Source organism: Streptomyces sp. NPDC097981, from assembly GCF_040302565.1.
Lineage (GTDB): Bacteria > Actinomycetota > Actinomycetes > Streptomycetales > Streptomycetaceae > Streptomyces.
This window is the reverse complement of record NZ_JBEORW010000008.1, coordinates 211,735-238,595: the sequence shown is the minus strand read 5'-3', so window position 1 is coordinate 238,595 and position 26,861 is coordinate 211,735. Positions and strand designations below refer to the sequence as shown.

Here is a 26,861-nt window from a genome sequence, read left to right as displayed (position 1 = left end):
GTCCACCGCCAGGGGCTCCCCCCCCCCCCCGGGGGCCCCCCCCCCCCCCGGCGCCGCCCCCCCCCCCCCCCGCTCGGCCGTCACCCCGTGAGGGATTCGACCGTGGGGGCCACCGTGCCGAAGAGGTCGCCGATCGTGGTGAGGCTCGCCGACTGGAGGGTGGCCGCGTCCACCAGAGTCCCGTCGGGTGCGGTCAGCGCGCGGGTCGCGGTGGCCTCGGCGACGACGGCGGGGCGGTAGCCCAGGTTGAAGGCTCCCTGGGCGGTGAAGGTGACGCACATGTGGGTCATGAACCCGGCGATGACCAGGTCGGGGCCGGCACCCAGGTCCTTCAGGGTCTGCTCCAGCACGGTGGCGTGGAAGGCGTTCGGGACCTGCTTGACCACGACCGGTTCTCCGTCGCGCGGCGCGACCTCGGCGCTGATGGCGCCGGTCTCGGCCCGGATGTCGTACGGGCTCCCCTCTCCGCCGTCGTTGACGACGTGGACGACCGGCGCGCCGGCGGCCCGGGCCGCGGCCAGCAGGCGCGCGCCCGCCGCCAGGGCCGGCTCGGCGCCTTCCAGGGCCATCACCCCGGACCGGTAGGTGTTCTGGAAGTCGACCATGACGAGGACGGACTCGGCCAGGCGGGGCAGTGTGCCGGGCAGGCCGGAGACCTCGCGCAGGGTGGCGGATGCAGACATGGGTGAACCGTCCTTCGGATCGGAAACGGGCGCGGCGAAGCCGCGGCTGCGGCGCGGGTGCGCCGGGGAGCCGTTTGGTGGAAAAGTTCAGTGGGCGGTGCGGAACCGGCGCCGGTAGGCGGCCGGGGTCGTGGCGATCTGCTTGCGGAAGGCCCGGTGCAGGGTCTCCACCGAGCCCAGGCCGGACGCCGCGGCGACCTGTTCCAGGGGCTGGTCGGTGGTCTCCAGGAGCCGGCGGGCGGCTTCCACCCGTACCGCCTCCACGTAGGCGGCGGGGCTGGTGCCCAGTTCCTTGCGGAAGGTCCGGGCGAAATGACGCTCGCTCATGCACATCCGGGCCGCGAGCGCGGCCGCGGAGAGGTCCGCGCCGAGGTGTTCGGTGATGAAGACGCGCAGTGCGTCGATGTCCCTGCGGGAAGCGGCCGGGCGGCTGAGCGGCACGCTGAACTGGCTCTGGCCGCCCTGCCTCTTGAGGTACATCACGAGGTGCCGGGCGACCGCGAGGGCCAGCTCCTCGCCGTGGTCCTCGGCCACCAGGGCCAGCGTCAGGTCCATGCAGGCACTGATCCCGGCCCCGGTCCACACCCGGCCCGACCGCACGAAGACCGGGTCCGGGTCGACCTCGACGCGGGGGTGGTCGGCGGCCAGCCGGGCGGCGGTGGACCAGTGGGTGGTGGCCCGGCGCCCGTCCAGCAGGCCGGCCGCGGCCAGCAGGTGGGCGCCCACGCACACCGATGCCACGCGCCCGGCGTACGGGGCGGTGGCGGCGATCCACCGCACCACCGCGTCGTCGACGCGCGCGACCGGGCCGTCCTGCGTCAGCTCGACGGCGCCGGGCACCACGAGGGTGTCCACGGCGGCGCCGACCTCGGCGAAGGAGAGGTCGGTGACCAGCCGGACGCCGGCCGAGGTCGTGACGAGGCCGCCGTCCGGGCCCGCCAGGCGCACGTCGTAGAGCCTGCGCCCGGCCTCCCGGCTCGCGAGGGCGAAGACCTCGGCGGGGCCGGTGACGTCGAGGAGGTCGACATCGGGGAAGACCGCGATCACGACGCGGTGGGGCGTGGACATGCGTCCATCCTGATCACCGGGCCGCACGTCCACAATGACAGGTGTCTGTCACATCCGGACACCGGTGCCGGGCCGGCCCGACTGGAGAGTGATCCGCGCTGCGCGGATGATGGAGGCACAAGGCGGGTCGGGGGACCCACGACGCCGGACACGGGACGGTGACGCACATGTCCGCGAACGCTTCTTCCCACCGCTCGGTCAGGGTGAGCGCCGACCTGGACAGCCCGCTGTCGCGCTGGCTCTGGCTGGTCAAGTGGCTCCTGGCGATCCCGCACTACATCGTGCTGGTCTTCCTCTGGATCGCCTTCGTCCTGGTCAGCGTGATCGCGTTCTTCGCGATCCTGTTCACGGAGCGCTACCCGCGCGGCCTGTTCGACTTCAACGTGGGCGTGCTCCGCTGGTCGTGGCGGGTGTCGTACTACGCGTACGGCGCCCTCGGCACCGACCGGTACCCGCCCTTCAGCCTCGGCCCGGAGCCCGGCTACCCGGCACGCCTGGAGGTCGCCTACCCGGAACGCCTGTCCCGGCCGCTGGTCCTGGTGAAGTGGTGGCTGCTGGCCATCCCGCACTACCTGGTCATCGGCTTCTTCACCGGCGGCATGCGCGGCGGCTGGTGGAGCTGCGGCCTGATCACGCTGCTGGCCGTCATCGCGGCGGTGACGCTGGCCTTCACCGAGAAGTACCCGCGCGACCTGTTCGAGCTGATCGTGGGACTGAACCGGTGGGTGCTGCGGGTCGCCGCGTACGCCGCGCTCATGACGGACGAGTACCCGCCGTTCCGTCTCGACATGGGCGGCGACGACCCGGCCCCGGCCCCGGCCGCAGCGCCCTGAACCCGATCGGCCTAGACGTCCCGGATCTCGACCAGCCCGGTCAGGGCGGCCAGCCCGAGCGCCAGGAAGAAGTCTCCCCACACCAGCTCGTGCCGCACCGCGGTGCCCTTCCCGGCGTCGTAGCAGCCGTCCAGCAGCATGCCCCGGGTCAGATGTTCGCCCACCAGGCGCTCCAGGACCGCGGTCGCGCGATACGCGTACTGCGCGGCCCGGCAGCCCGGCACCCGTGCGAGTTTCAGCAGCGCGACGGCCGCAATCGCGGCGGCGGAGGTGTCCAGCGGGCCGGCGGGCCGCGCCTCGTCCGCCAGGGGGACGAGCGGCGTGCAGGGCCGCGTCCACGCGTCGGCCAGCCGCTCGGCCGCCGCTTCCAGGCGGTCGGGGGCACTGCGGGAGACCTCCGGCCGGTGCAGGGCGTCGGCCACGGCCAGCAGCAGCCACGCGCTGCCCCGGCTCCAGCCGGCCGACGGTTCCTCGCACACCCGCCAGCCCGCCTGCGCGTCGAACTCCCGGGCCGGTACGACGCGCCCGCCCGCGCCGAGGCACAGGTCGAGGTGCCGGTGGAGGTGGGACGCGGCGGCGCGTACGCCCTCCGGGCCCCCGGCGGCCAGCAGCGCGACCGTGCCGGGCACGCCGTCCACCCGGGCGAGCAGCCGGGGACCGCCGAAGGCAGACCCCCAGGGCACCAGCCCGAGTTCGGTGTCCAGCGCGGCCAGGGCGGCCCGCGCCGCCCGGGCCCGCAGCTCCCGCGCCCCGGTGTCACCGTCGGCCAGCGCCGTCCCGTACCAGAGGATCAGCCCGCGAGTGGAGGTGTCGGCCTCGACCCAGCCGGCCAGCCGTGCCGTGCATGCGGCCGCGGCCGCCCGGTCGTCCGCGTCCCCGGTGTGCCGGGCCCGCAGCCACAGCAGCCCCGCCCAGAAGCCGCCCGTCCACGCACCGCGGCCGGTGGTGGTCCAGCGGCCCGTGCCGGGGTCGGCGTACAGCGGGAACCGGTCGCCGGTCTCGGCCCGGGTGGCGGCGGCCCGGTCGAGGACGTCGGCCAGGGCCCGCCCGGCCCAGTTCGCCGGGGTCACGCCGGGGCCTCCGTACGCGGGGTCCGCCGGTCGCGCACGGCCCAGGTCGCCGCGACGGCGCCGGCCGCGGCGAACTCGCCGGCGACCATCAGCCAGCCCGGCCCGTACCGGCCCGCTTCCGCCAGCAGTCCGAACAGCGGTGGCCCGACCGCGAATCCGGCGAAAAACCCGGCGGCCACGAGCGCGGAGTCCTGGCCGGCCCGGCCCGGGGCGGCCCGCTGCATCACCAGCACCATCGAGACGGCGTTGCCGGAGACGGCGAACGCCCCCACGGCGACGACGCCGGCCCAGACCAGCGCGTGCACGTACGGCGCGGCGGCGAGCAGGCAGGCGGCCGGTACCGCCCCGGCCGCCAGTGCGCCGGGCAGCCACTCGGCGCGGCCCGGCCGGGCCGCCTTCGACCACCCCACCCGCCCGGCGATGCCCGCGACACCGAGCACCGCCACCAGGGCCGCGGCCGCAGTGGGCCCCATGCCGAGCTCGCGGGCTCCGAAGAGTGCCACGTACGTGTTGACCGAGGCGATGGCGCAGCCGAGGAACAGGGAGAACACCGCCAGCCAGGCGATCGCGCCCCGCGGTGCCGGCGCCGCGCGCGCCGGCACCGTCTTCGCCGGCGGATCGGCGGGCAGGGCGCGGTGCGCCCAGAGCGCGGCCGCCGCGGCCGCGGCGGCGGCCGTCCACACGGCACCGCGCCAGCCGACACCGCCGGCCAGTGCCGCCAGGGGCAACCCGGCGGCGAACGCCCCGAGTTGTACCCCGGACTGCTTCATCCCGGTCACCGGCCCGCGCCGGGCGGGCGGGACGGCGGCCAGGATCGCCTTGTTGGTCGCGGGATTGGCGAGCGCCTGCGGCAGTCCGCCCAGTGCGACGGCGGCGAGGAGGTATCCCGGCCCGGGCGCGGCGCCGATGAGTGCGAGCGCCGCCGCGGACACCAGCAGCAGGACGACGAGGGAGCGGCGCGGACCCGTCCGGTCCACCATCCGCCCGCCGACGGGTGACAGTACGGCCGCCGTTCCGAAGCCGATCGTCGTCGTCAGACCGAGGACGGTCGGCGAGACACCCGGATCGCCCACCAGCCGCGGACCGAGCGCGCCGAGGAGGAACAGCTGGAGCATCGAGAAAGCCATGGCGCTGGTGAGCAGCGCCGTCAGCCGGCCCTCCGCCCGTGGCTCGGGCGTCATGGCCGAGGTCGACTGCTGCGCCACTTCCGACTCCGTTCCCACACCTGTCATTTCGGTCCACGGCAGGAGTCGCAAGGGTGAACGGCCAAGTTCCCGGGCCTGGTTGTGGCGTGCGACACATGTGGTTTTGTGCGGTGGTGCCAATTCCCGACGCACCTCTTTGGCCGCCATGAGAGGGATGCGACGATGAGCCCGCCATGACCCAGGGCCGATGTTGTCGCGCGGTACGGGCTGCGATGTTCGCAGCCACCTGTGTGCTGCTCGCCTCCCTCGCGCACGTCCTGATGACGGAGACCGCCGTTGCGTGGTGGGCGATGGCTGCGGCCTCGGTCGCCGCCGGTGCGCTCGGCTGGGTCCTCGCCGAACGCGAGCGCGGCCTCCTCGCCGTCACCTCTGCGACGGTCGCCCTCCAGGCCGCCCTGCACACCGGGTTCTCGCTGGCCCAGGCGGCCGCCCGGCCGTCCCCGCCGGGCGGCGCCGGCTCCTCCTTCGCCCGGCAGTGGGCCCGGTACGTGCTCTGCGAGCCGGCCGGCGGCTCGCCCTTGCCGGCTTCCGGAGCCGTACGGGCCACCAGCCATGCCCATCACGCGGTCCGGGCGCTGACCGACGGCGGCATGCCGATGCCGATGGACATGCCGATGCCGATGCAGACGGACATGCCCGCCGGACACGGCATGGGTTCCGTCTCCTCGGCCGGCATGCTGGCCGGGCACCTGCTCGCCGCCCTGCTGTGCGGGCTCTGGCTCGCGTACGGGGAGCAGGGCGCCTTCCGGGTCCTGCGCGCCCTGGCCGGGCTGCTGCTGGTACCGCTGCGGCCGCTCTTCCGCCTCCCCGCGCCCCCTGACCGGCCGCGCCTGCGCGTCCGCCGGGGCCGCCGGTCCCGCCCGCCGCGGGGCCGTCTGCTCGTCCACGCCATCACCTCACGGGGTCCGCCGCACGGGATCGCTGTCATCTGACAGCCGGCTCACCGACACGCTCCGGCACACCGCCGCGCGCCTCGGTCATCGGCCCTGCCGTCCGGCAGGCCGTACCGCTCACCGGCCCGCCACGCCACGCAGTGCGTTCGCGGCGCCGGATCCCGGATTCCCAGAAGGAACAACAGGCGATGACCCCTGCCCTGCTTCCCGCTCCGACCGCCGCCGAGACGGCACCCGCACGCCGTACGGGCGGCACGGACGAGCCGGCCACCCTGCTGGCGCTCGCCGCCCGCGACGGCGACCCCGACGCGGTGGACCGCTTCGTGCGCGCGCTGCAAGGCGACGTACGTCGCTACGTGGCCTACCTCAGCGCCGATCCGCAGTCCGCGGACGACCTGACCCAGGAGACCTTCCTGCGCGCCCTGGGGAGCCTGCACCGCTTCGAGGGCCGCTCCTCCGCCCGTACCTGGCTGCTCTCCATCGCCCGGCGCACCGTCATCGACAGCCTCCGCCACAAGGCGGCCCGTCCCAGGATCTCGGACCGGGACGACTGGCAGACCGCCGCCGAACAGAGCCAGCCCCGCGGCCTGCCCGGCTTCGACGACGGCATCGCCCTCGCCGAGCTGCTGGGGACGATCCCCGCCGAACGCCGTTACGTCTTCGTCCTCACCCAGATCGTCGGGCTCCCCTACGCCGAGGCGGCGACCGCGCTCGGCTGCCCGATCGGCACGATCCGCTCCCGCGTGGCCCGTGCCCGCACCTCGCTCATAGCGCTCCTCACGGATACCGAAGCGCCCGCTCTCCCGGCTCCGGCCGCCGCCTGACGCGGCGTCGGCCGCATCCGCCCCGGGCGCACCGCCCGGGGCGGATGAGCCGGTGCCGGACCGGCCGACCCGCCGACCGGCCGACCGGCGGCCCTATCCGCCCTTCAGCCGGCGGACGACCTCGTCGGACACGCGCCGCTGCAGTTCGGCGAGTTGCTCGGGGGTGTACGCGGTGAGGTCGCCGACGCCCCCGGGGGCCGCCGCGCTCTGGTCCTTCTGTTTCTGTTTCTCCTCTTCCCTGCGTTTGAGTTCCTGTTCCTCCGGCGAGCCGGGGGCCGCGTACGCGCACCGGATCAGCGCCCCGTCGGCAGCCTTCAGGCAGGTCGCCTCACGGCCGTTCACCTGGCCCCTGCCCTCCACCCGGTAGCGGATGTCCTGCTCGCTGCCGACCGTGGCGGTCCAGGTGCTGCCGCCCGTGGGAACGACCTCGAACACCCTGTCATCGTTGTAGCAGCAGACGTCCCGGTACTCGGCCTTGATCAGGGCGACGAGCGCCTTCGGGGACGACCAGGTCGGGCTGAGCCGGTGGACGGTCATCGGGGCGAGCCCGCCGCCCTGGTGGCGGGTCGGCACGGTCGACACGGCCACCACGGAGCTGGCCTCCCCCTGCGGGGTGAGGGGGGTGACGTACGCGCCGCGCCCGGTCGCGTCGCGGTACTGGAGGGTGAACTCCGACTCGTTGCCCTCGTTGGCCCCGTCCTCCGACGCGTCCCAGCCGCTGCGTTCGAACCACCAGTCGCTGAAGCCGCCGACCGCCGCGGTGCCCTCCCGCTGCCGGGCCGCGAGGCTCAGCGGATAGGACGGGCCGGGCACGGCGGCCGTGTCGGTGGTGAGCGTGAGCTGCCCGGTCCGCCCGTTGTAGAGCGCGACCCCGGCCGGCCGTTCGGTGACCACCAGGATCCCGGTCTGGCGCTTGAGCGGGACGACCACGATCGGGGTGTCGCCGGAACAGGTCACGTAGGCGTCGTCCGCCTCGAAGCGCACCCAGCGCTTCCGGGCCGATATCTTCCGGCCGAGGTTGTGGTTGAACCAGCCGCCGATCCGTGCGTCCGCCTTGTCCACGTCGAACGAACAGCGCTGCTGGCTGCGGCTGTTGCCGCCCAGCGGGATGTCCTGGACGAGGCCGACCTCGTATCCGGACAGCCAGCCTCGCCGTTCGACCAGGGTCGCGAACCGGTTCGAGTCGGGCAGGTACGTGATGTCGGAGATCTCGCCGGTGACGTCGCCGAGGTGCGGGGCGGCCTGTGCCTTCCCGACCAGATAGGGCGCCCGCGCCGCCAGCTCGGGCACCGGCCCGGCCACGACCTGCACGCTCTGCATGTACGCCCGGTCCTGGAGGTACGCCCCGTACACCAGCCACCAGACCGCGAGGCCCAGCCCGAGGATGCCGCCCAGCCACCCGAGGGCCACCGCAGCGCTGCCGCCGCCCGCGGCGCGCCCCTGCCGGCGCCGCCGCAGCCCGGCCACCCGCCACAGCAGTGCGACGAGGGCGGCGGCGAGCAGCGGCGCGGCCAGCCAGGAGAGGATCTTCCGAAGCTCCCAGACCATGATCGTGGTGGCGTACGAGGCCCACCAGAAGAACAGCCCCAGCAGAAGAACGGGTAACCCCACCCGCAGTGCCCGACCCATCAGCGCCCCCCGGCGTCAGCCTGCCGGGTGGTGTACCCCGCACCGGGCCGTATCAGTCATTCCCCCGCGCTGCCGCGAGGCCCGCGGGTGCGGGCGCGAGCAGTGGGCAGACGACTCGGTGGCGGACGGACTGCACGACGGACGCCACGACGGACGAAGCGGGTGAGGGCATTGGCGGTCAAGGCGGTGGGCTGGGCACGTTCGTTCCCGGTGTCGCGGGGGGTGCGGGCGGCGCGGCTGTGGACTGCGGAACACCTGCTGTCGCTGCCCTGGAGCGACTCGGCCGCGGACACGGTGTACGCCGTGCTCCTCAGCGTCTCCGAGCTCGTCACCAACGCCCACCTGCACGCCGCGGCCACCGCCCACCTCGTGCTGACGTGGGACGGCACCTGCCTCCATGTGAGCGTCGCCGACTGCGACCCCCATCAGCCGAGTCCTCGGGAGACCGACGCGGACGCCGACACCGGCGCCACGTCCGGGCGGGGGCTGGGGATCGTCACCACCCTGGCCGACTCCTGGGGCGTCCACGCATGCCACGGCGGCAAGGCGGTCACGGCGTGCTTCCGACCCCTCGGCGGACCCGACCCCCACACCGGCTGACCGTCCGCGGGGCGGGGCGTGCCGGTCAGGCCCCCTCGACGGCGTCCTCGACGCTCGCGTACAGAGAGAGGACGGTATCGGTGCCCGTCAGGGCGAAGAGGCGGCTCAGCTGTTCGCCGGGGGCGGCGATGCGCAACGTGGTGACTTGGTGCACCTGCAGCAGCAGGTTGAGGAACGACGAGTCGCCGAAGGTGATGGCGGCGGCGTCCAGCACCACCACCGGGTAGGCGTCCGCGGCAGAGGTGAGCGCCTCTTCGAGAGGGGCCAGCGTGTCCTGGTCGAGCTCCCCGCGCGCGGCCACCACCCACCCGGCTCCGGCCGGGTAGCCGTCCCCGACCACGCCTGCGTGGTACTCGTCGTCTGCTCCGGTCATGTCCGCCTCCCCGGATCGTCACCTGTACGGCCTCCGCAAGGGAGTATGCCTGTTCACCGACCGTACGAGGGCGCCGCGGGCCGCGGCACACGGGTCCCGGCCGGCCCGCGCCGCCGCGCCGGGCGGGGCCGGGCGGGGCCGGGCGCACAAGGATGCGACGAGGGCCGTGTAAGAGCGGGAAGTCCGGGCAGGAGCGCCGGGCAGCCGTCAGTCAATCGGGAGGGAACGGCCACCATGTCTCGCTCGGCCACCACCGCCGTAAGCCCCATTCGTGCAGCAGACGCGCAGGCGACGCCCACCGCGGCCGCCGCCGTGGGAGCCCCCACGCAGGACGCGGCACTGCCCGAGGTGCAGAACGCCCGGGAAATGGCGCCCGCCGACGCGCGCGAGCTTTCGAGGCTCTTCTTCGGAAGGCTCCGCGCCCTGGAAGAGGGCACACGCGAGTACCAGTACGCCCGCAACACCCTGATCGAGATGAACCTCTCCCTCGTCCGGTTCGCCGCGCGGCGCTTCCGCGCCCGCGTGCTGGGCGGAGGCATGGACATGGACGACATCGTCCAGGTGGGAATCATCGGTCTCATCAAGGCCATCGACTGCTACGACCCCGAGCGCGAGGTCGAGTTCTCCACGCTCGCCCTCCCGTACATCAACGGTGAGATCAAACGCCACTTCCGCGACACCACCTGGGCCGTGCACGTCCCCCGCCGTCTGCAGGAGCTGCGTACGGAGCTCGCGAAGGCCCGGGAGGCCCTGACCGAGGTCCTGGGCCGGGCCCCGACGGTCAACGAGGTCGCCCGGCACCTCGAACTGACCGAGGAGGAGGTCATCGACGGGCTGGTCGCCGCCAACGGCTACACCAGCGGCTCCCTGGACACCGCCGGCGTCGACGGCGACAAGCCGTCGACGGGGAACCGGGCGACGCGGCCGCTGGCGGACCGGCTCGGCGACGTCGACCCGGCCATGGAGCTGTTCGAGGAGTTCCACACCCTTGCTCCCCTGCTGGAGCAGCTGGACGAACGCGACCGGCTGATCCTGCAGATGCGCTTCGGCCAGGAGAAGACCCAGGCCGAGATCGGCGCCGCACTCGGCATCTCTCAGATGCAGGTCTCGCGCCTGTTGTCCCGGACCCTGACCCGGCTGCGTGCCGGAATGCTGTCGGCCTAGGCAGCGGGCATACCGTCACCCCGCCGGCCCGGCGGGCTCGTCGCCCCATGGGCCCGCGGGCGCCCTGCGAGGACGTGGAGTGGGCGGACGCGTGGTGCGCGGCCGCCGGGACGGGGACGGGCACGGCGCCGGCCCTGACCGCCCGGCCGCTGCCCGATCGTCCCGGCGCCCTCCTGAGCGGCAGCTGCGACCTCGGCACCCGGCCGGTCCTCCTGTGCGCGGCGCTCGGCGCCGTCACCCGGATCTCCGGCCCGGTCGTCCATCCCGGCCTGTCCGCCGTGGCCTTCCTCGACACGGTGGCGGTCGCCGCCCTGGTGCAGGCCACCGCCACCGTCACCGGGCAGGGGCGTCGCCTCCTGCTCCACCACCCGCCATACTCGCTCCGCAAGGTAGTGGAGAGTTCCCGGACGAATGTGCCGCGCTGGAGGTCGCCGCATGATCAGCCCTCCTGCGCCCGCCTCCCCCGGGGCGTTCGTCCACACCTCCCTCTTCTACGCGGGGCAGGCGGAGTACCTGGCGGAGGTTGGCGGGTTCGTACGTGCCGCCCTCGCGGCCGGCGAACCGGTGCTCGTGGCCGTGCCCGGCCCGCGACTGGACGCCCTGCGCGAAGGCCTCGCCGTGGGCACCGCCGAGGTCACCTGGACGGACATGACGCGGCTGGGCAGCAACCCCGGCCGCATCCTGGCCGCCCTGCAGGAATTCGCCGACCGGCACGCGGGCCGGCCGGCCCGGATCGTGGGCGAGCCGATGTGGCCCGGCCGCTCCCGGGCCGAGGTGCTGGAGGCCACGCGGCACGAGGCTCTCATCAACACGGCCTTCGCGGGGCGGCGGGCCACCGTCCTGTGCCCGTACGACGTCCTGGGCCTGCCGGCCGCGGTGGTGTCCGACGCCCGGCGCACCCATCCCTCCGTGATCGAGAAGGGCAGGGTCCTGCCGAGTCCGGCCTACGCCGACGCCGCGTCGGTCTGCGCCGACTGCGACCGCCCCCTGCCCGAACCCGACGGCGGTGCGCCCCGGCTCGTCGAGTACACGCACGGGGACCTGGGCGGGGTCCGCGAGTACGCCGACGCCTGGGCCCGCGGCACGGCCCTGAGCGCGGCGCGGCGCGGCGATCTCGTACTGGCGGTCAGCGAGGCCGCCGCTAACTCGCTCGCCCACGGGGGCGGGAGGGGCTCCCTCCGGCTGTGGAGCACCGCCGACGGCGAGGTCGTCGCCGAGATCCGCGACGGCGGTCACCTGGCCGACCCGCTGGCGGGGCGCCGCCGTCCCACCCTGGCGTCGGCCAACGGCGGCCGCGGCCTGTGGATGATCCACCAACTGTGCGACCTGGTCGAGATCCGCGCCTCGCGGAGCGGTCTCACGCTGAGGCTGCACATGGCGGCCTGCTGAGACCGGCGGTCCCCTAGACTGGCCCGGCACCCTCGGCTGTCCGCGACCCAGGGGCGGACGGACGGCCCGGAACACCGACCGCGGACAGCACGGCCCGGGTGCCGGGCCGACGGGAGCGCCGCGGTCCCGCGAGCAGAGACCAGCGTCGACGGTGGGGGTGAGAGACCACAGTGCAGACCATCGGACCGGACACCGGTGATCCGATGCCTGCCGGGCCTTCCGTCGCCGGGCAGCCGCAGCGGCGCCGGCTCGCACTGTCCGGTGTCCGCGGCCACGTTGCCAAGGGCCGCGACTTCACCCGACAGGCCTTGCGGGACTGGGGCTGGGACGGGAACGAGACCGCCGAGGACGTCCTGCTCCTCGTCTCCGAGCTGCTGACCAACGCCTCACTGCACGCGGGTGGTTGCGTCGAGCTCGCGCTCACGGCCCGGGAGGTCCTGCGGATCGAGGTCTTCGACGGCACGACGACGCCGCCCCGCCGCCACTCGTCCCCGCAGCGCGGCGTGCCGGGCGGCCACGGCCTGTACATCGTGGAACGGCTCTCCGACCGCTGGGGCACCGCCACGCATGAGCACGGCAAAGCGGTCTGGGCCGAGATCGACGCGTCCCGGCTGGCCTCGGGCAGGCCCACGAGCCGCTGACCCGGACAGCCGTGCGGCCGGTCTTCAAGGTGGTTCCCCGCCAATGGGAAGCACATTCCCCGAGCATCTCGGCCAAGGTCCGCGTGCGCCCCTTCGCGCCCCCCGCAGTGACGTTCCATCACCCCTGTACGGGGGCACCCGTGCTGCCGTTGGTTCGTCTACCGAGGAGAGCACGCGATGACGAAGGTCCTCGTCCTGCACAGCGTCAGCCTGGTCCGGTCGGCCCTGGCCGCCCTGCTGAGATCGGAGGGTTCCTTCGAGGTCACCCCGGCGGGCTGGCGCACCGCAGCACGCCAGGCCGAGTCGTTGCGACCGGACGTGACGGTCGTCGACCTGGACTGTCCGGGTGCGACGGCCGTCCTGGCCGACGGCGGGCACGACGACCGGCAGGTCCTCACGTCCCCCGCCCCGGTGCTGGTCCTGGCATCGACGCGCGCGCCCGGCTCACTGCACCGGGCGTTCCAGGCCGAGGCCCGCGGCTACGTGGACAAGGACGGCTCCCCGAAGCGGCTCGTACGGGCCGTGCGGAAGGTCGCCGCCGGGGAGCGGTTCATCGACGCCTCGCTGGCCTCGGCCTTCATGGAGGCCGAGCCCGTTCCGCTGAGCCCGCGCGAACTCAGTGTGCTGGCCCGGGCCGCGGAGGGCGACTCCATCGCCGAGATCGCCCGTACCCTGCACCTGGCCAGCGGAACGGTACGCAACTACATGGCTGCGGCGACCCGCAAGACCGGAGCGCGCAACCTCATCGACGCGATACGGATATCCCGGCGGGCGGGCTGGGTCTGATCCGCGGAGACGGCAGACGGCCACCGGCGGGCGACGGGCGGCCGCGGAGCCGCGTCATGCGTCCGCGGTCCGTTCCCACATCCCCACCAGATCCCGGTACAGGGGCGACCTCGCCGGGAGTTCCTCGTGCCTGCCGCACACCGCCCGGGCCCCGTCGAGGACGAGGACGCGGTCGGCGCGGGCCGCGGACGAGACCCGGTGTGCCACGACCACGAGGGTGCCGGAGCGGGCCGCGAGGGCCCGTTCGGCACGCTCCTCGGTACGCGGGTCCAGGTGGCAGGTGGCCTCGTCGAGCAGGAGCAGGGGCGCCGGCGAGAGGTAGGCGGCGGCCAGCGCGAGGTGCTGGCTCTCGCCCCGGGACAGCAGCCGGGGCGACACCCGGGCGTCCAGGCCGCCCAGCCGCTCGACGAGGCCGTCCAGTCCCAGGGCGGCGACGGCCCGCCGCACCTGTGCCTCGTCGGGCGTTCCCGGGCCGGACCCTGGGCACAGGTGGGTCAGGTTCTCGCGCACCGTTCCGGTGAACACGTAGGCCTGCTGGGGCACCAGGGTCCGCCTCGGGTCGGGCCCCGGGGCGCCCGCCACCCGGCCGCGCGCGTCGGCGCCGGCGACGAGGACCGCCCCCGCGTCGGGTGAGAGCATCCCCGCGAGCAGCGCGGTGAGCGTGGACTTGCCGATGCCGCTCGGCCCGAGCACGGCCAGGTGCTCCCCCGGTCGCACCACCAGGTCGAGCCCGTCGAGCACGGGGGCCGCGCCGGGCCCGTACGCGAAGGTGACGCCCCGCAGCTCGGCGGCAGGAACCTGCCCGTCGGCCCGGACCCCGGCCGGGGCCGCAGGCGCCGGCCCCCCCGGGCGGCGGAGGCTGTCCGAGGAGGCCGGCGGCAGCGGCTCACAGAACCGTTCGAGGACCACCAGCAGGCGCGTACCGGCGGAACCGACCGCCGTCATCAGGGTGTTGAGGGCGGGCAGCAGTGACTGCACCACGTACGTGAGGGCGCCGGCCAGCGTGCCGGCGCTGATCCCCCGTCCGAGCAGCCAGGGCGTCGCCGCCAGCAGCGCGACCACCGGCAACCGCCCCGCCGTGCCGAGGGCCAGCGTGCGCAGGGCCGTCCAGCGGGCGAGTGTGCGCGCCAGCCGCTCCTGCCCGGCGATCAGCGGCTCCACCCTCTCCCGCGCGGCCGCCTGCCCTCCGCAGGCGACGATGTCGCGCAGGCCCTCCCCCAGTGCCCCCAGGCGGTCCGACAGCGCCTCGTCGGTGTCCAGGGAGCGGCGTTGCACCGAGGCCATGGGGCTGAGCGTGGCCAGGAAGGCGGCCACGCCCAGCAGCAGCGGGGGCAGGACGACCAGCAGCAGCACGGGAGCGAGGGCCGCCATGCCCGCGAGGGCGCCCGCGGCGGTGAACACGAACGAACGCGCCGTCAGGACCAGGCCTGCGAAGGAGTCCCGGGCCATCTCCGTCTGCTGGGTCAGCCGGGACACCGCACCCGTGTCGGGCGCACGCGCCGGGTCGGCTACGGCGCGGTCCAGCGCCTGCCCCACCGCGCGCCGGACCAGGCCGTCGCGCAGCGGCTCCACCAGGTCCGCGAGTCCGGTGAACACACCGCGCAGCGCGAGGGAACCGAGCAGCGCCCCGGCTCCGGCCGCGGCCAGCCAGGCGGTGCCGAGGCCGGTGCGGCCGGCGAGGAAACCGTCGTCGAGGGCGCGGGCCACCCCGTAGCCGCCGAGGAAGGTGTGCGCGGACTCCAGGAGCGACCATGCCGCCAGCCGTCCCAGGGCGCGTTTGCGGCCGCGCAGGAACCTCCGGCCCTCGGGGGCCACGCGGCGCCCGGTCCCGCCCCTGCACCCGTGAGCGGTCACCGCGCCGCCTCCCGGTCCCCCCGGGGCGGCCGGTGTCCCCGGGCCTCGCCGGGCGGGTCCGTGACCGGGGGTGCGTCCTGCGGTTCCGCGTCCGCGGCGAACACCGCCCGGTAGCCGGGCTCGTGGCGCCACAACAGGTCGTGGGTGCCGGTCGCCCGGACGCGCCCGTGCTCCAGCCATACGACGAGGTCGGCGCGGGCGGCGGACGAGAGCCGGTGCGCGATGACGATACGGGTGCCGGGCCTGATCTCGTGGGCGAGCGCCGTCTCGACCCGGCGGGCCGTTACGGTGTCGAGGCCGGAGGTGGCGTCGTCCAGGACCAGCAGTCGCCCGGCATGGCAGAACGCCCGTGCCAGGCCGAGGCGTTGGACCTCGCCTCCGGACATCGGGGCATCGGCGAGGCGGGTGCCGTACCCCCGGGGCAGGCGCCGTACGAAGGGCTCGGCCCCCGCGGCCCGGGCCGCCGCGCGGACCGCTTCCGGGCCGGGGGCCGGCCCCGCGCCGAAGCCGATCGCCTCGCCGACGGTGTCCCCGAGCAGCACGGGCCGGTCGAAGGCGTGTCCGACCTCACGGCGCAGTGCTTCGGCCGAAAGCTCCCGCAGGGGCACACCGTCCAGCAGCACCTGCCCCGCGTCCGGGTCGGTCAGCCGCCCTGCCACGGCGGCGAACAGCGTCTTGCCGGCTCCGGACCGGCCGACCACGGCCACCGTGGTCCCGCCGGGGATCACGAGGCTGATGTCGTGCAGGACCGGCGAGCCGCCGCGTACGAGCCGCACGCGGCGCAGTTCCAGCGTGCCGGGTCCGCCTTCCGGCAGCTCCGCGCCGCCGTGGCCTAGTACGGGCAGGGCGAGGAGCGCGGCGGTCCGTCGGGCGGCCGCCCGGCCGCGGACCACGGCTGCCAGCCCGCCCGTCACGGCCCCGAGGCCGGCGGCGAGGCCGGCGTACCGTACCGCGGCGAGCAGTTCGCCGACACCGATGGCCCCGGCCGACAGGCGGATGCCGCCTACGGCGAGGACCGCGTACAGGAGCATCGGCAGGAGGGCCGACGAGCGGGCCGCCGTGGCGCCGTACACCCGCCACATGCGCCTGCCCTCGGCTCCCAGCTCGGGCAACTGCGTGAGGATCCGGTCGCGTTCGCGGTCGGCGGTGCCGGCGGCGGCGATCGTCCGCGCCCCGGCCAGTGCCTCGACGAGCCGGCCGGCCGTCGCGAGCTGCACCTGCTGGTACCGGGCGATGCTGGCGGAGGAGTCGCGGGCGAAGGCCCGCAGCAGGAGCACGAGCAGCGGAACGCCCGCGAGGAAGGCGAGAGCCGTCCACACGTCGATGAGGAAGAGCGCGGCAAGGGCGCCGAGCGGGGGCAGCAGGGCGGCCGTGCCGTGCGCGACGGCGGCCGGGACCTTCCCGGCCTCGGTGGCATGTGCGGTCAGCCGTGCGGTGGTGTCCCCGGGGGCGTACCTGGCCGCGTGGTGGGGTGCAGTACGCAGCAGCCGGGCCAGCCCGAGCCTGCGCAGCCGGGCGGCGCAGCGTCCGTCCACCTCGCCGGTCAGCCGTGCGGCTGCGGCGTCCAGGACGACCTCGGCGGCGATGACGGCGGCGCACAGCAGGGTCCAGGCGGGGCCCGACGGGGCGCGGCGGAGCAGCAGGTCGAGGGTGTGGCCGAGGACCGCGGGTTCGGCGAGGGCGGCCGCGGCGGCTGCCACCGTGCATCCGAGGACGGCGGCGGTGCGTCCGGCGCTGTGGCGGGCTGCTGCCGCGAGCGCCCGGTCGGCGCCGCGCGCCTGTGCCCGCGCCGCCGCCTGGTCCGCCGGGTCCGGCGGGTCGGGTGGGCTCATCGGCGGATGCCTCCTGGAATGTGGTGCGGGCCCGGGCGGTGAACCGCCCGGGCCCGAGGCGACCCGATCAGTTGCAGGTGGTGATGCTCAGGCTGCTGTCGCCGCAGAGCAGCAGGCTGGCGCGGCTGCCGCCGCCCGTCATCGCGGCCTCGGTGGTCTCTTCCTTCGGGGTCTCCATCGACTGCAGGTCAAGAAGCGTCATGTCGGTTCCTCTTCTCTTGAGTGGTGCGATGGGTCACGGCCCCGGGTGGGGCCGGCTCGGGGGCCGCCGCGGCACTGCGCAGCGGCGGAAGGAACGGCAGGTGTGCGCGCCCGCCGGACGCCGCGCTGCCGAGGGCGAGGAGGGCGCCGGCCGTGCCCGTGGCCAGGTCCATGGACAGCCGCATCATCTGCTCGCCGGGGAAGGCCAGACGGCCCTGGTACTGCACGGCGTGCCGGGCCAGTGCGTCGATCTGGCGCGCGACGGCGTCGGGCCCGGTGCCCGGGCCGGGCGTGGTGGTCCGGGCCAGGTGGAGGATCATTCCGGCGGCGCCGCGCAGCAGCCCGGGCTGGGCGTAGAAGGTCGCCTGCGCTGCCCGTACGATCTCGCGCCGGGCCTGTTCGAAGCGCTCGTCGGGACCGTGCTCCAGCCAGTCGTCGAGGACCATGCCGATGCCGACGCTGCCCTCGCCGAGGTACGGCATCGTGCGCCATCCCTCGTTCACCTGGAGGGTGCCGTACGCGCTGGTGACGCAGCGGTCGAGGTCGCGGTGGAGGGCGTGGGCGGCCTGGATCAGCAGTTCCTTGTCGCCGGTGCGCTCGTACAGCCGCAGGAAGAGCAGGGCGGGGCCGGAGTTGCCGTACAGCAGTCCCGCACGGGCCGGCCGGTGCGCCGGCCGGGCGGCGAGCTCGGCGCAGCGCAGGGCGGCGGCGCGGAGCTCGCTCTCCCCGCTCGCCGATCCGAGCGCGTCCAGGGCCAGGCCGATGCCTGCGAGTCCGCCGTGCAGGTCGGGGCCGGCGCTCTGCCAGGGCTGGCGCAGCAGCCGGTCGGCAAGGTCGAGCGCCCGGTCGGGGTGTCCGAGCCGGTGCAGCGTCCAGGCCGTGCCGGCCAGGCCGTCGTAGAAGCCGAGCGGGGTGCCGGAGGCCGGTTCCGCGGTCCGGTCGAGCAGCCATTGCTCGGCCTCCGGCCAGGGTCTGGCGCCGGTCTCGGCGAGGGCGTGGAGGACCCCGGCGATCCCGTATCCGAAGCCGACGCCTCCGCCGGCGGTCGCGAACTGGGCGATGTCGCCCGGGACGAAGCGGTCGTCGCGGTCCGGGGTGGCGGACGCGCGCAGCGCCGCCGTCATGGACGCACGGGCGGCCGGCCACTCCCGCGGTTCGACGGGCAGGTACGGCCCGCGCGGTGCGGGCAGCCGCCCGCCCGGGGTGCCCCGGGGCGCGCCGGACAGGATCTCCTCGACGGCTTCGTCGAGGAACCGCCGTGGTACGGGGAACTGCCGGGCGGCAATGGTGGCCAGGTGCACGGCTTTGGCCCGGTCCAGGACGAGCAGGCTGGTCAGCGGGAGGAACAGGGCGAGGCGCAGGCAGGCGAGGGCGTAGCGGTCGACGGAGAACCCGCGCCGTTCGGCGGGGGCGACGAAGGCCGGGTTGGCCACGGTCTGGCGCAGCCCCTCGTCGACGTGCGCGGCGGCCTCGAAGTCCAGGAGTGCGACGGAGGGTTCGCCCGTCTCGTCCTCCTCGACCATGATGTTGAAGAGGTGGAGGTCGTTGAAGACCACCCCGCGGGCGTGGACGGCGTCGACGGCTTCCGTCACCCGCTGGTGCACCGCCAGGGCCCACGCCGTGTACGAGGCGAGCTCGTCGGGGCCGGGGTCCGCCTCGATCAGCGGGTGGCGGCGGGCGAAGTAGGTGTTGAGCGGCTTGCCGGCGAGGTGTTCCAGGACCAGGAAGCGGTGGTCGCCGACCGTGAACGCCCCGCGGACGGCGGGGACGCAGTCCAGGCCCGCCAGCCGTTCCAGTGCGGCCTGTTCACGGTGCAGCCGGGTCACCGCGTCGGCGCCGTCGGCGGCGAGGCCGGCGTACGGCCGGGCCTCCTTGAGCACCACGGTCTCGCCGGTGCGGCTGTCCTTGCCGAGGTAGACGCCGCCGCCGTTGGAGAAGTGCAGCGCCCGCTCCACGGTGAAGGGGATGCCGGCCAACGTGACGGCGGAGCGCGCGTCGAGGTGCGGCTTCAGGAAGGCGGGCAGCTCGACCCACTCGGGCGGCTGGAACACCGGCCCGCGCGGATCCGGTACGAGCCGCCCGCCGGGAGCCTCGATGGCCGGGACCAGCGTGCCGCTCGCGTCGTAGCAGTGGCGCAGGGTGAAGCTGCCGTAGCGCAGGTGGACCGGGCCGGCGCCCCAGCGCAGGTCGCTGAGGATGTACGGGCCGGCCGCCCCCGCCAGCAGGGCGTCGAGGTCCTCGGCGATCCGGCGGCACTGGTCCTCGTCTGCCGGGTAGACGGTGATGAACTTCCCGCTCGCCGCCCGGTCGGCGTACTTGGCGTTGCGCAGGTGCAGCAGGTACCGGCTCGGTATGAACTTGAAGGCGATGTTCCGGGCGGTGCAGTACGTGTGGACCGTCGCCAGGGTCGGTTCGGCGTTGTCGAGCGTGGCCGAGACGTGGATCTTCCAGCCCTGGGCGGGCAGCACGGCGGCGTCGGGCCGCAGCGCGAGCCAGTCGCCGCTGCGGTGCGAACGCCAGCCCGACGGCACGGGGGCGAGCGCGACCGGGTAGCTCTGCTCGGCCCGCCGGTACGGCGCGTCGTAGAACCAGCGGTCGGCATCGCAGAAGGCGGCGTACCCCTTGTTCACACCTGCTCCCTCGGTCGGCGGCAGTCCCGACCGTGTCACGCCCGGCGCAGGCGGCGACAGTCACTGCTGTCACCGACGGGGTGTGCAGTACTCACGAGTCACGAGGGCCCGGTTGGCGGTGGGGGCGGCTCCGGTCGTGGACACCGCTGGCATTCGCCAACGGTGTCCGGTCGTGGCACCGCCCCCGCCCTGCGGGCAGCTCCCCGCTCAGACCGGGCAGGGCCGGTATTCGAGGCTGAGTTCGCGGTCGACGGCGTAGCTGGTCCGCATCGAGGCGTCGGTGACCTGCTGCCAGGAGCCGTACTTGGCGTAGAGCTGGTCCGCGGTGGGGCCGAGCGGGTCGCCGTACTTGGCGATGTTCCGCTCCTCCAGGATGCGGACCTCCTCCGGGGTCATGCCGGCCCGGGTGATCTCCTTGGCCTGGTTGCGCATGCCGACCATCTCCCGGGCGATCTCCTCGTCGGTGGCCCCGGCGGCGCGCATGTCGGCCGCCGTACGGTGCATGTCCTCAAGGAGTTCGTGGTAGCGCATCCGGGTCCGCTGCGCCTCGACCTTCTCGTCCATCGGCAGGACGCGGATGCGGCACACGACGGGGTCGGTGCTGGGGCAGGGGTCGTCGGCGGAGACGGGCCGGGCGAGCGGCGCGGTGATGACCGAGCCGCATGCTTCCGCCGCGCCGGCCACCGTGGAGGAGGTGGTGGCCAGCAGCGCGACGCCGGCCACGAACGGGAGCAGGGCGCGGCGGGAGAGGGGAAGGGAGAGAGGCATGCCCGCATCTTGGCGAGGCCGCCGCACGCCGGCACGGGGACACCCCGGTGATCACTCCAACGGGTTCCCCGTGGTCGGCGGCAGCGGCTCAGCGGCGGTGGATCCGGTCGATGCCGTACCACTTCGAGACACAGGCGGCGACCCAGTCCCGCTCGTGGTCGGAGGTGAAGAACGGCTCGGCCAGACCGCCGATGTACAGGGGCCGGTATCCGAGGTCGGTGGCACCCCTCGCGGCCTCGGACCGGATGCGGTAGTTCTGGGCGTCCCAGGCCACGGCACGTGTCACCGTGGTCGTGGTGAGCTGCTGCACGTTCGGGACGAGCACGGCCAGCGCGGCCAGTGTCAGGCCGCCCGCGGCCGCGGCGGCGGCCGGGATCAGCGCTGCGGCGGTCCGTCGGCGCGCCGCGAACCGGCTCGCCCACTCCCCCAGCAGTGCGCCGTATCCGCACAGGGCCAGTTCCATCGGGACGAGGAAGTTCGTCCAGGTACGGGCGTACGTCCACCCGCTCGGGCCGTAGCCGCTGCGCAGGCCCAGCACCACCGCGAACGAGCCCAGCACCACCACCGGCACGGGCAGGAGCAACACGGCGATCAGCATCCTGCGCGGGACGGCCGGGCGCCGGTTCCGCTTCCCGCGTGCAGGTGCGCGCAGGCCTGCTCCGACACCGAGGAGGACGCCGACGGCGGCGGCTCCGAGGTAGGCCCACTGGCCCGTCACGGAATCCCACATGTGCAGCCAGTCCTGGAAGGTGGCCCTGAGTTCGCTCGCGGAGAGCACGGACTGCCGGTCCGGCTGCTGGGCGCGGCGCCACCGGGCGCCGGGGGACGTGTAGAGCACGATCAGGCCGCAGGCGAGTCCGGAGCACCAGAGCACGCACCAGGTGAACGGATGCCAGGTCTGCGCCAGCTTGAGGCGGGGCAGGGCCAGCAGGCCAGCACCGGCCGCGAGCAGACCGCTGACGAGTGCGAACGGTTCGCTGAGGGTGCCGAGCGCGAACCCGATGAGGAACGCGGCGGCGAAGCCGCCCGCCCGGACGGCGGCACTCGGCCGGCGGACGGTCCAGAAGGCCAGCAGGAGCGCCCACACTCCTATGACGCTGGGAAGGGTGTGCGAAATGGTCGCAGGAGCCCACAGCAGAACTTGATAACTGCGTGTTCCGGCGAAGTACAGAAGCGCCTGGACGGTCAGGGCACAGGCGGTCAGGAGCAGGATCCGGGGTTTCCCGCCGAGGAAGCGGACGAACCGGTATCCGAGCAGGACCAGGCCGGCCGTGAAGGCGACGGCGATCACGGTCGGAAGGATCTTGACTCCGACGAGTCCGTCGCCGTAAACGAGGCCGCTCAGGAAGGCATTGGTGATCCGGCCGTTCTGGGTCGAGTAGAAGTCGGACGTGATGCCGAGGACTCCCAGTTCACGGGACTTCCAGGCGGCGCACCAGTCGTCCGACGCGGGCCGTACGTAGAGCCCGAGGAAGCATCCGACGGCGATCAGGGCCCCGGCCGCCGCGACGAGGATGACGCCCGCGCCCGGCAGGAGCCTGCGGACGAACGGGCGACGGTGGTGTCCCCGCACCGCTGCGGAGGCATGCGTGCGACGGCGCTCGCCCTCGATCGAAGCAGTGCTCATCCACCGATCCTTCGCAGCGGCGCCCGGCCGCACCGGCGGCCGATGCGCCTGCCGATTCTGGTCACCGCAGGGCCCGGTCACACCAATGTGCACGGTTCGCCGCCCCCCGGCATCCGAGAGGCGCCGGGGCTCAAGGCCGTGGTTGCGCACTTCCGGTCCACGGTGAGCGCGCCGGGATCCGCGGCCTCGGCGGAGCGGGGCCCTTTCGCCCCTCGGTCCGGAATCCGCGGGATCCTGCGCCCGTTCCACGGCTGTTGCTCCATGCGATGACGCGGGGCCTCTCACCGCCCTTCGGTCACCCGGGCGGCGGGTGTGTCGTGGCGGCCTCCGCGCAGCTCGGCCACGATGGGAATTCCGGGGCCTGCGCGCCCGGAAGCCCGACGGAAGGAGGGGTGATGCCTGCTGCCCCGCTCGTTCGCTGGGCGGTCGTCACGGCGGCCGTCGCGAGCATCTCCCTTCCCGTGTGTGTCGCGGGCGCCCCGGCCGGCCGGGGCGCCCCCCAACAGCGGCCGGCGCTCTTCGTCAGGCCCGTGGGACACCAGAGTCACGGCGACGCCGAGGGCAGCTACGCACCCATGTCGGTGCTCGCCGCCCCCACCGCCGGCCTCCTCTCCAACACGACCGCCACCGAGGGCATCGCACCGTCCGTCGCCAAGGGCGCGCGGTACATGGAGCGGAGCAACGTACTGCGGTTGCCGTCCGGCCGGTGGAAGTACCTCCCCGACGACAGGACGGCATCGGCCGTGGTGGCCCTCGACGATCCGACGGCCCGGCAGCAGATCGCGCAGAGCCGTGCCTGGCTGGCCGCCGGCCGGGTCCCGGGCAGCTCGCCCGCGCAGCGCGCGGCGGCCGAGCGGGCCCTGTTGACCATGCGCGCCCTGCTCCGGCCGAACGGTGCCATGGCGGCGGGCTGGACTCCCGGCTGGATGTACTCCTGGCCCCGCGACTCCAGCTTCGCCTCCGCCGCGTTCGCGCACACCGGCCACGAGGCCGAGGCCTACCGGATCCTCCGCTACAGCGCCAGAACCCAGCGCAAGGACGGCACCTGGGACGCGCGGACGAAACTCGACGGCTCCGGCCCGCCGGACGGCAGGCGGTGGCAGCTCGACGCCAACGGCTGGGTCCCCTGGGCGACTTGGCAGTGGTACCAGACGGCGCCCCGCACCACCCGCAGCGCCCGGCTGACCGGCCTCTACCCGATGATCCGCAAGGCGGCCGACCACACGGCGGCCTCCCTGCGGGCGGACGGACTGCCCCCGGCCTCCCCGGACTACTGGGAACTGATGACGTCCACGGCGAACATCGGTACCGCCGCTCCCCTCCTCGCCGGGCTCAACGCCTCCGCGGACCTGGCCCGGGAGATGAACCGGCCGGCCGACGCGGCACGCTGGAGCCGGGCCGCGGGGCGGCTCTCCTCCGGGATATCCAAGAAGTTCGCCCCTCTGGGATACCAGCGCACCGTCGACGGACTGCACGGACACGACAGCGCCGTGGCCTTCATGGCGCCGCCGTTCAACGCGGCCCCGGCCGATCTGCCCCGGGCGCTCGACGCCACGCACAAGGCCCTGCTCCTGCCCAACGGGGGTCTCACCCCCGGCAACGATCCGACGGCGCCCTGGGGTGGGAACGCCTGGACGCCCAGTACCTCGTTCTTCGCCCTCGCGTGGGCCGGTACGGGCAGACCTGCGAAGGCGAGGCAGGTCCTGGACTGGGTCCTCGCCAAAAGGAACGTGCTCGGGGAACTCCCCGAGAAGGTGGACGGGGCGGGCAGGCCCTCGTCGGTGGCACCCCTGGCATGGACGGGCTCGATCACCGTCCTCTCCCTGGTGGCGCTCGACGGCAAGGCCCTCCCCACGCCTCCCCTGCGGGGCTGAGTGCTCTGACCGGGCCGGAACGCGCCGCGCCGCGACGCGGGCACCGCCTCAGACGGGCTGCGTCCCGTCGCCCGGGGGCGGGGCGGTGCGCAGGCTCTCCAGCTCGGCGAGCAGGCGACGGTACGCGAACCTCTCGGCCCGTACCGCGTGCCGGAACGGGAGGTAGTGCGGATCGTGCCGAGCGCGGGCCTCCCCGGCGGCGGCGACGCGGAGCTCCCTCGCCCCGTCGAGATCGTTCATCGCCCGGACGCAGGCGCCGTCGAGCAGCTTGTGGTCGAGGACCTCGGCGAAGGCCCGCTCCGCCAGCACGCCGAGCCGTTCGAGACCGGCCACGCAGCTCTCGGGGGCCTGCTCGTCACAGTCCTCGTCGAGACCCCGCGCGAGCGATTTCAAGGTCGTGCCGAGTTCGGGGTACCCCCAGGCAGGTGCGGTGTCGTTCCTGCACCCGGTCGTGAGGGCCGCGAGAGCCGCGAGGGCGGCCACGGCGCGGATCGGTCCCGGTCCCCCGCAGACACGTCTGCACGCGGTGGAAAGAGCGGTGGAAAGAGCGGTGGAAAGAGGGGTCATGGAAGCCCCGATCGCCCGTGGGTCAGAGTTCGGCCGCCATCGCCCCGCGAGGTGGTCCGCCCGCCATCCTCGCCCGCCCCGGTCCGCGCTGCCACCCGGGGCCCGGCGCCGCCGGGCGGGCGCTGCGGCGCAGGTCACCGCGGTGGCCGGCCCCCGGAGACGGCCGGGCCCGCGTGCCGTGCCCGCACGGGCGTCAGGGCTGGACCGCCAGGTGCCACGGGGAGGCGGGCCGGCCGCCGGGCGGCTCGGATCCGGCCGGCGGGACCGTCGTGAGGACGTGCAGCTCGGCGTCCAGGCCGAGGGCCGCCGCGACGGCCGTACCGGCCCGCCCGGCCACGGCCGACGGGGCACCCGCGTACAGCATCTGGGACTCCTGCCAGGACTGCGGACCGGCCGTGCCGGCCACGCTGACCGTGCCCGTACTCGCACGGCCAGCGAGCAGGTGGCCCGCGACGCCGACCGCGCCGTAGCCGCCCGGACCGCCGGTCTCGGCGACCGGGGAGAACTCCGGCGCGGGCCCGCCCGCGGTGGCCAGGCTCGTACCGACGGTGCCCGAGCCGGGCCGGCGGAAGAAGAGGCGGACCCCGTCGCCCTCCGGGCGTGCCGAGAGCACGCCCGTCGTCTGCGGCAGCCCGGTCGCGAAGGAGCCGGTGAGCGGGGCTCCCGGCGTGTTCTGCACCCAGGCCAGTACGGATCCGGTGGTCGCCGCGTAGACCTGGCGCCGCCCCGACCCGTCGGTCGCGGTGACCGGGTCGCCCAGGAGTCCGGCGCCGCCCAGGGCCTGCCAGGTGCCGAAGGCGCCGTCCGGGGTCTCCTGCGCCCGGGCGCGCAGCGTACGCCCGGAATCGCGTACGTACACCGTGATCCGGCCCGCCGGATCCACGGCGACGGCCGGTGCGCTGATCGCCGAGGTGCGGGACCTGTCCTCGGTGTCCGGGCTGCCCAGCGACTGCCAGGGGCCGAATCCGCCGTCGGCCTTGGTCTGGACGGCGTACACGACGTCCCGGCCGTACTCCTGGGGTGTCGTGCCCAGGGTGGTGCGGGTGGCGAACACCGCGACCCTGCCGTCGGGGAGCCGGACCGCCGTGGCCCCGGCGTCGATGCCGGCGCCGGGCAGGAACCGGGGGCCCTGCCAGGAGGCCTTCGGGCCGCTGCGCGACCAGTACGCCATGCGGCCGTCCAGTGCGGCGAAGGCCCACAGCCGTCCGGAGACGCCCTCGGCCATCCAGGAGGTGCCGTCACCGCGGCTGTAGCGGATGGTCTGGTTCCAGCCGGCGCCGGTGGGCCTGGTCGCGGCCTTGCGGTCGCCGCAGCCCGCGGGGCTGGCGCACCAGTCCTGGTGGTCCGTCCAGGCGTAGGTCTTCAGGTAGCCGAGCTTCTCCTCGGCGGTCTGCGGGTCGAGCGTCGGCGGCAGGGAGGTGTTCGGGTAGCTGACGTAGTTCTGGACCGAGAAGTGCGGCCGGTCCGCGGACTGCGCGTAGCGTTCGGCGGCGGCCTGGACGAAGCGGGCGCCGTACATGTGGTCCTGGTGGTCGAGGAAGGTGCCGTGCACCGTCCTGCCGGGGGTGGGGTCCTGCATCCGTATGGCGGTCGGCTTGTACATCGCGAGCACGTCCGCGATGGTGGCCACGACCTGGTCCTTGGTGTACGAGAACTCGCTCTTGACCGGCGTCCCGGAGGTCAGCTGGGCGCCGAGGGCGGGGATCCGGCCGTCCCACAGGCCGCGCAGGCTTTCCGGATTGTTCCCGGAGATGCTGCGGGCCTCGCGGAGCTCCATCCACACCAGATTGACCTCGGGCCGGGCGACGAGGACGTCCACCTCGGCGCTGCCCCCGCCGGCGGTGGGTATGGACCGCCGCTGCCAGGCGCTGGTGCGGTCACCGGTGGCCATCTGCGCGTAGGCGCCCCGGATGCCGTTCTGGCGGGCCTCCGCGTAGGCGGCGCGGTCGGCGGGTCGCGCGGCGTCGTCCAGGTGCGGGCTGTGGGCCTCGTTCCTGCCGTCGGACTCGCCGGAGGTGAGGTAGACCGTGGTGACCTTGATGCCGCGGGCTATGGAGCGGCTCAGGTCGGGGTTCATGAAGAACAGGTCGTCGTCGGGGTGCGCCACGACCTGCAGGGCGGAACCCTCGGTCACGCTCGCCCTGACGACCGCCTCGGGGGCCGCCGGCTGCCGCTCGTGCCCGGATCCGTAGGACCAGGCCGTCATACCGGCGGTAGCGACGGAGACTGCTGCGAGCAGCGCTGCGAGGCGGGTGCGGCTGGCCAGGGACATCTACAGCGCCTTGAGGATCGGTCGGGTGCGGAATTCCGCCTGGGAGTCATTCGGTGTCCCGATGGCTCCACTGCTTCC

23 protein-coding genes are annotated in these 26,861 nt (G+C 74.5%); 9 read left to right on the top strand and 14 right to left on the bottom strand.

From position 1 onward, the window contains the following. Positions 1-80: 80 nt before the first annotated feature. Together ABTY04_RS11010 and ABTY04_RS11005 are read right to left on the bottom strand one after the other, a co-directional pair. Positions 81-683 carry an isochorismatase family protein gene (locus ABTY04_RS11010; protein ID WP_352213043.1) on the bottom strand — a complete coding sequence of 201 codons (603 nt, stop codon included), beginning with the start codon at positions 681-683 and terminating at the stop codon, positions 81-83. An 87-nt stretch (positions 684-770) separates the two neighbouring features. Further along, positions 771-1,751 carry a GlxA family transcriptional regulator gene (locus ABTY04_RS11005; RefSeq protein WP_352213042.1) on the bottom strand — a complete coding sequence of 327 codons (981 nt, stop codon included), beginning with the start codon at positions 1,749-1,751 and terminating at the stop codon, positions 771-773. 167 nt (positions 1,752-1,918) lie between these two features. On the opposite strand from ABTY04_RS11005, the gene ABTY04_RS11000 reads away from it, so the two are divergent. Further along, positions 1,919-2,584 (top strand): DUF4389 domain-containing protein, encoded by a 666-nt coding sequence (locus ABTY04_RS11000; RefSeq protein WP_352213041.1) that lies wholly within the window; start codon positions 1,919-1,921, stop codon positions 2,582-2,584. A gap of 11 nt (positions 2,585-2,595) precedes the next feature. Here ABTY04_RS11000 and ABTY04_RS10995 read toward each other — a convergent pair whose 3' ends face one another. Together ABTY04_RS10995 and ABTY04_RS10990 are read right to left on the bottom strand one after the other, a co-directional pair. Continuing rightward, positions 2,596-3,654 (bottom strand): sugar ABC transporter permease, encoded by a 1,059-nt coding sequence (locus ABTY04_RS10995; RefSeq protein WP_352213040.1) that lies wholly within the window; start codon positions 3,652-3,654, stop codon positions 2,596-2,598. Then, complete coding sequence (locus ABTY04_RS10990; RefSeq protein ID WP_352213059.1) at positions 3,651-4,835, bottom strand: MFS transporter; 1,185 nt, start codon at positions 4,833-4,835, stop codon at positions 3,651-3,653. Before ABTY04_RS10990 ends, ABTY04_RS10995 begins: the two co-directional genes overlap by 4 nt. 236 nt (positions 4,836-5,071) lie before the next feature. Between ABTY04_RS10990 and ABTY04_RS10985 the strand changes: the two genes are divergently transcribed. Next, the gene (locus ABTY04_RS10985) at positions 5,072-5,791 is read left to right on the top strand and encodes a hypothetical protein (protein ID WP_352213039.1); all 720 of its coding nucleotides are present in this window, start codon (positions 5,072-5,074) and stop codon (positions 5,789-5,791) included. Positions 5,792-5,940: 149 nt separating this feature from the next. Further along, positions 5,941-6,576 (top strand): sigma-70 family RNA polymerase sigma factor, encoded by a 636-nt coding sequence (locus ABTY04_RS10980; RefSeq protein ID WP_352213038.1) that lies wholly within the window; start codon positions 5,941-5,943, stop codon positions 6,574-6,576. 93 nt (positions 6,577-6,669) lie between these two features. On the opposite strand, the gene ABTY04_RS10975 is transcribed toward ABTY04_RS10980, so the two are convergent. Beyond that, positions 6,670-8,205, bottom strand: a complete 1,536-nt coding sequence (locus tag ABTY04_RS10975; protein WP_352213037.1) for a hypothetical protein — start codon at positions 8,203-8,205, stop codon at positions 6,670-6,672. A gap of 171 nt (positions 8,206-8,376) precedes the next feature. On the opposite strand from ABTY04_RS10975, the gene ABTY04_RS10970 reads away from it, so the two are divergent. Further along, positions 8,377-8,805 (top strand): ATP-binding protein, encoded by a 429-nt coding sequence (locus ABTY04_RS10970; protein WP_352213058.1) that lies wholly within the window; start codon positions 8,377-8,379, stop codon positions 8,803-8,805. Positions 8,806-8,830: 25 nt separating this feature from the next. On the opposite strand, the gene ABTY04_RS10965 is transcribed toward ABTY04_RS10970, so the two are convergent. Continuing rightward, positions 8,831-9,178, bottom strand: a complete 348-nt coding sequence (locus tag ABTY04_RS10965) for an STAS domain-containing protein (protein WP_352213036.1) — start codon at positions 9,176-9,178, stop codon at positions 8,831-8,833. A gap of 234 nt (positions 9,179-9,412) precedes the next feature. On the opposite strand from ABTY04_RS10965, the gene ABTY04_RS10960 reads away from it, so the two are divergent. The 4 genes from ABTY04_RS10960 to ABTY04_RS10945 all read left to right on the top strand — a co-directional run bounded on the left by ABTY04_RS10960 (position 9,413) and on the right by ABTY04_RS10945 (position 13,158). Further along, positions 9,413-10,342, top strand: a complete 930-nt coding sequence (locus ABTY04_RS10960) for a SigB/SigF/SigG family RNA polymerase sigma factor (RefSeq protein WP_352213035.1) — start codon at positions 9,413-9,415, stop codon at positions 10,340-10,342. Between the two features lie 435 nt (positions 10,343-10,777). Further along, positions 10,778-11,731, top strand: a complete 954-nt coding sequence (locus ABTY04_RS10955) for an anti-sigma factor RsbA family regulatory protein (RefSeq protein ID WP_352213034.1) — start codon at positions 10,778-10,780, stop codon at positions 11,729-11,731. Positions 11,732-11,901: 170 nt separating this feature from the next. Further along, positions 11,902-12,372 carry an ATP-binding protein gene (locus ABTY04_RS10950; protein ID WP_352213033.1) on the top strand — a complete coding sequence of 157 codons (471 nt, stop codon included), beginning with the start codon at positions 11,902-11,904 and terminating at the stop codon, positions 12,370-12,372. A gap of 177 nt (positions 12,373-12,549) precedes the next feature. Then, on the top strand, positions 12,550-13,158 hold the full coding sequence (locus ABTY04_RS10945) for a response regulator transcription factor (protein WP_352213032.1): 609 nt from the start codon (positions 12,550-12,552) through the stop codon (positions 13,156-13,158). Between the two features lie 54 nt (positions 13,159-13,212). Here ABTY04_RS10945 and ABTY04_RS10940 read toward each other — a convergent pair whose 3' ends face one another. The 6 genes from ABTY04_RS10940 to ABTY04_RS10915 form a co-directional block, all read right to left on the bottom strand. After that, complete coding sequence (locus tag ABTY04_RS10940) at positions 13,213-15,012, bottom strand: ATP-binding cassette domain-containing protein (RefSeq protein WP_352213031.1); 1,800 nt, start codon at positions 15,010-15,012, stop codon at positions 13,213-13,215. After that, on the bottom strand, positions 15,009-16,844 hold the full coding sequence (locus tag ABTY04_RS10935) for an ABC transporter ATP-binding protein (protein ID WP_352213030.1): 1,836 nt from the start codon (positions 16,842-16,844) through the stop codon (positions 15,009-15,011). Before ABTY04_RS10935 ends, ABTY04_RS10940 begins: the two co-directional genes overlap by 4 nt. A gap of 67 nt (positions 16,845-16,911) precedes the next feature. Then, positions 16,912-17,046, bottom strand: a complete 135-nt coding sequence (locus ABTY04_RS10930; protein ID WP_214939950.1) for a SapB/AmfS family lanthipeptide — start codon at positions 17,044-17,046, stop codon at positions 16,912-16,914. Continuing rightward, positions 17,033-19,675: a class III lanthionine synthetase LanKC gene (gene lanKC / locus ABTY04_RS10925; protein ID WP_352213029.1), complete on the bottom strand. Its 2,643-nt coding sequence runs from the start codon at positions 19,673-19,675 to the stop codon at positions 17,033-17,035. Before lanKC ends, ABTY04_RS10930 begins: the two co-directional genes overlap by 14 nt. Before the next feature lie 207 nt (positions 19,676-19,882). After that, positions 19,883-20,443 carry a hypothetical protein gene (locus tag ABTY04_RS10920; protein WP_352213028.1) on the bottom strand — a complete coding sequence of 187 codons (561 nt, stop codon included), beginning with the start codon at positions 20,441-20,443 and terminating at the stop codon, positions 19,883-19,885. Between the two features lie 88 nt (positions 20,444-20,531). Beyond that, positions 20,532-22,070: a DUF6056 family protein gene (locus ABTY04_RS10915; RefSeq protein WP_352213027.1), complete on the bottom strand. Its 1,539-nt coding sequence runs from the start codon at positions 22,068-22,070 to the stop codon at positions 20,532-20,534. Positions 22,071-22,465: 395 nt separating this feature from the next. On the opposite strand from ABTY04_RS10915, the gene ABTY04_RS10910 reads away from it, so the two are divergent. After that, positions 22,466-23,944 (top strand): glycoside hydrolase family 15 protein, encoded by a 1,479-nt coding sequence (locus tag ABTY04_RS10910; RefSeq protein WP_352213026.1) that lies wholly within the window; start codon positions 22,466-22,468, stop codon positions 23,942-23,944. A 48-nt stretch (positions 23,945-23,992) separates the two neighbouring features. Here ABTY04_RS10910 and ABTY04_RS10905 read toward each other — a convergent pair whose 3' ends face one another. Further along, complete coding sequence (locus tag ABTY04_RS10905; RefSeq protein ID WP_352213025.1) at positions 23,993-24,427, bottom strand: hypothetical protein; 435 nt, start codon at positions 24,425-24,427, stop codon at positions 23,993-23,995. 277 nt (positions 24,428-24,704) lie between these two features. Then, the gene (locus tag ABTY04_RS10900) at positions 24,705-26,783 is read right to left on the bottom strand and encodes a PIG-L family deacetylase (RefSeq protein WP_352213024.1); all 2,079 of its coding nucleotides are present in this window, start codon (positions 26,781-26,783) and stop codon (positions 24,705-24,707) included. Between the last annotated feature and the right edge of the window lie 78 nt (positions 26,784-26,861).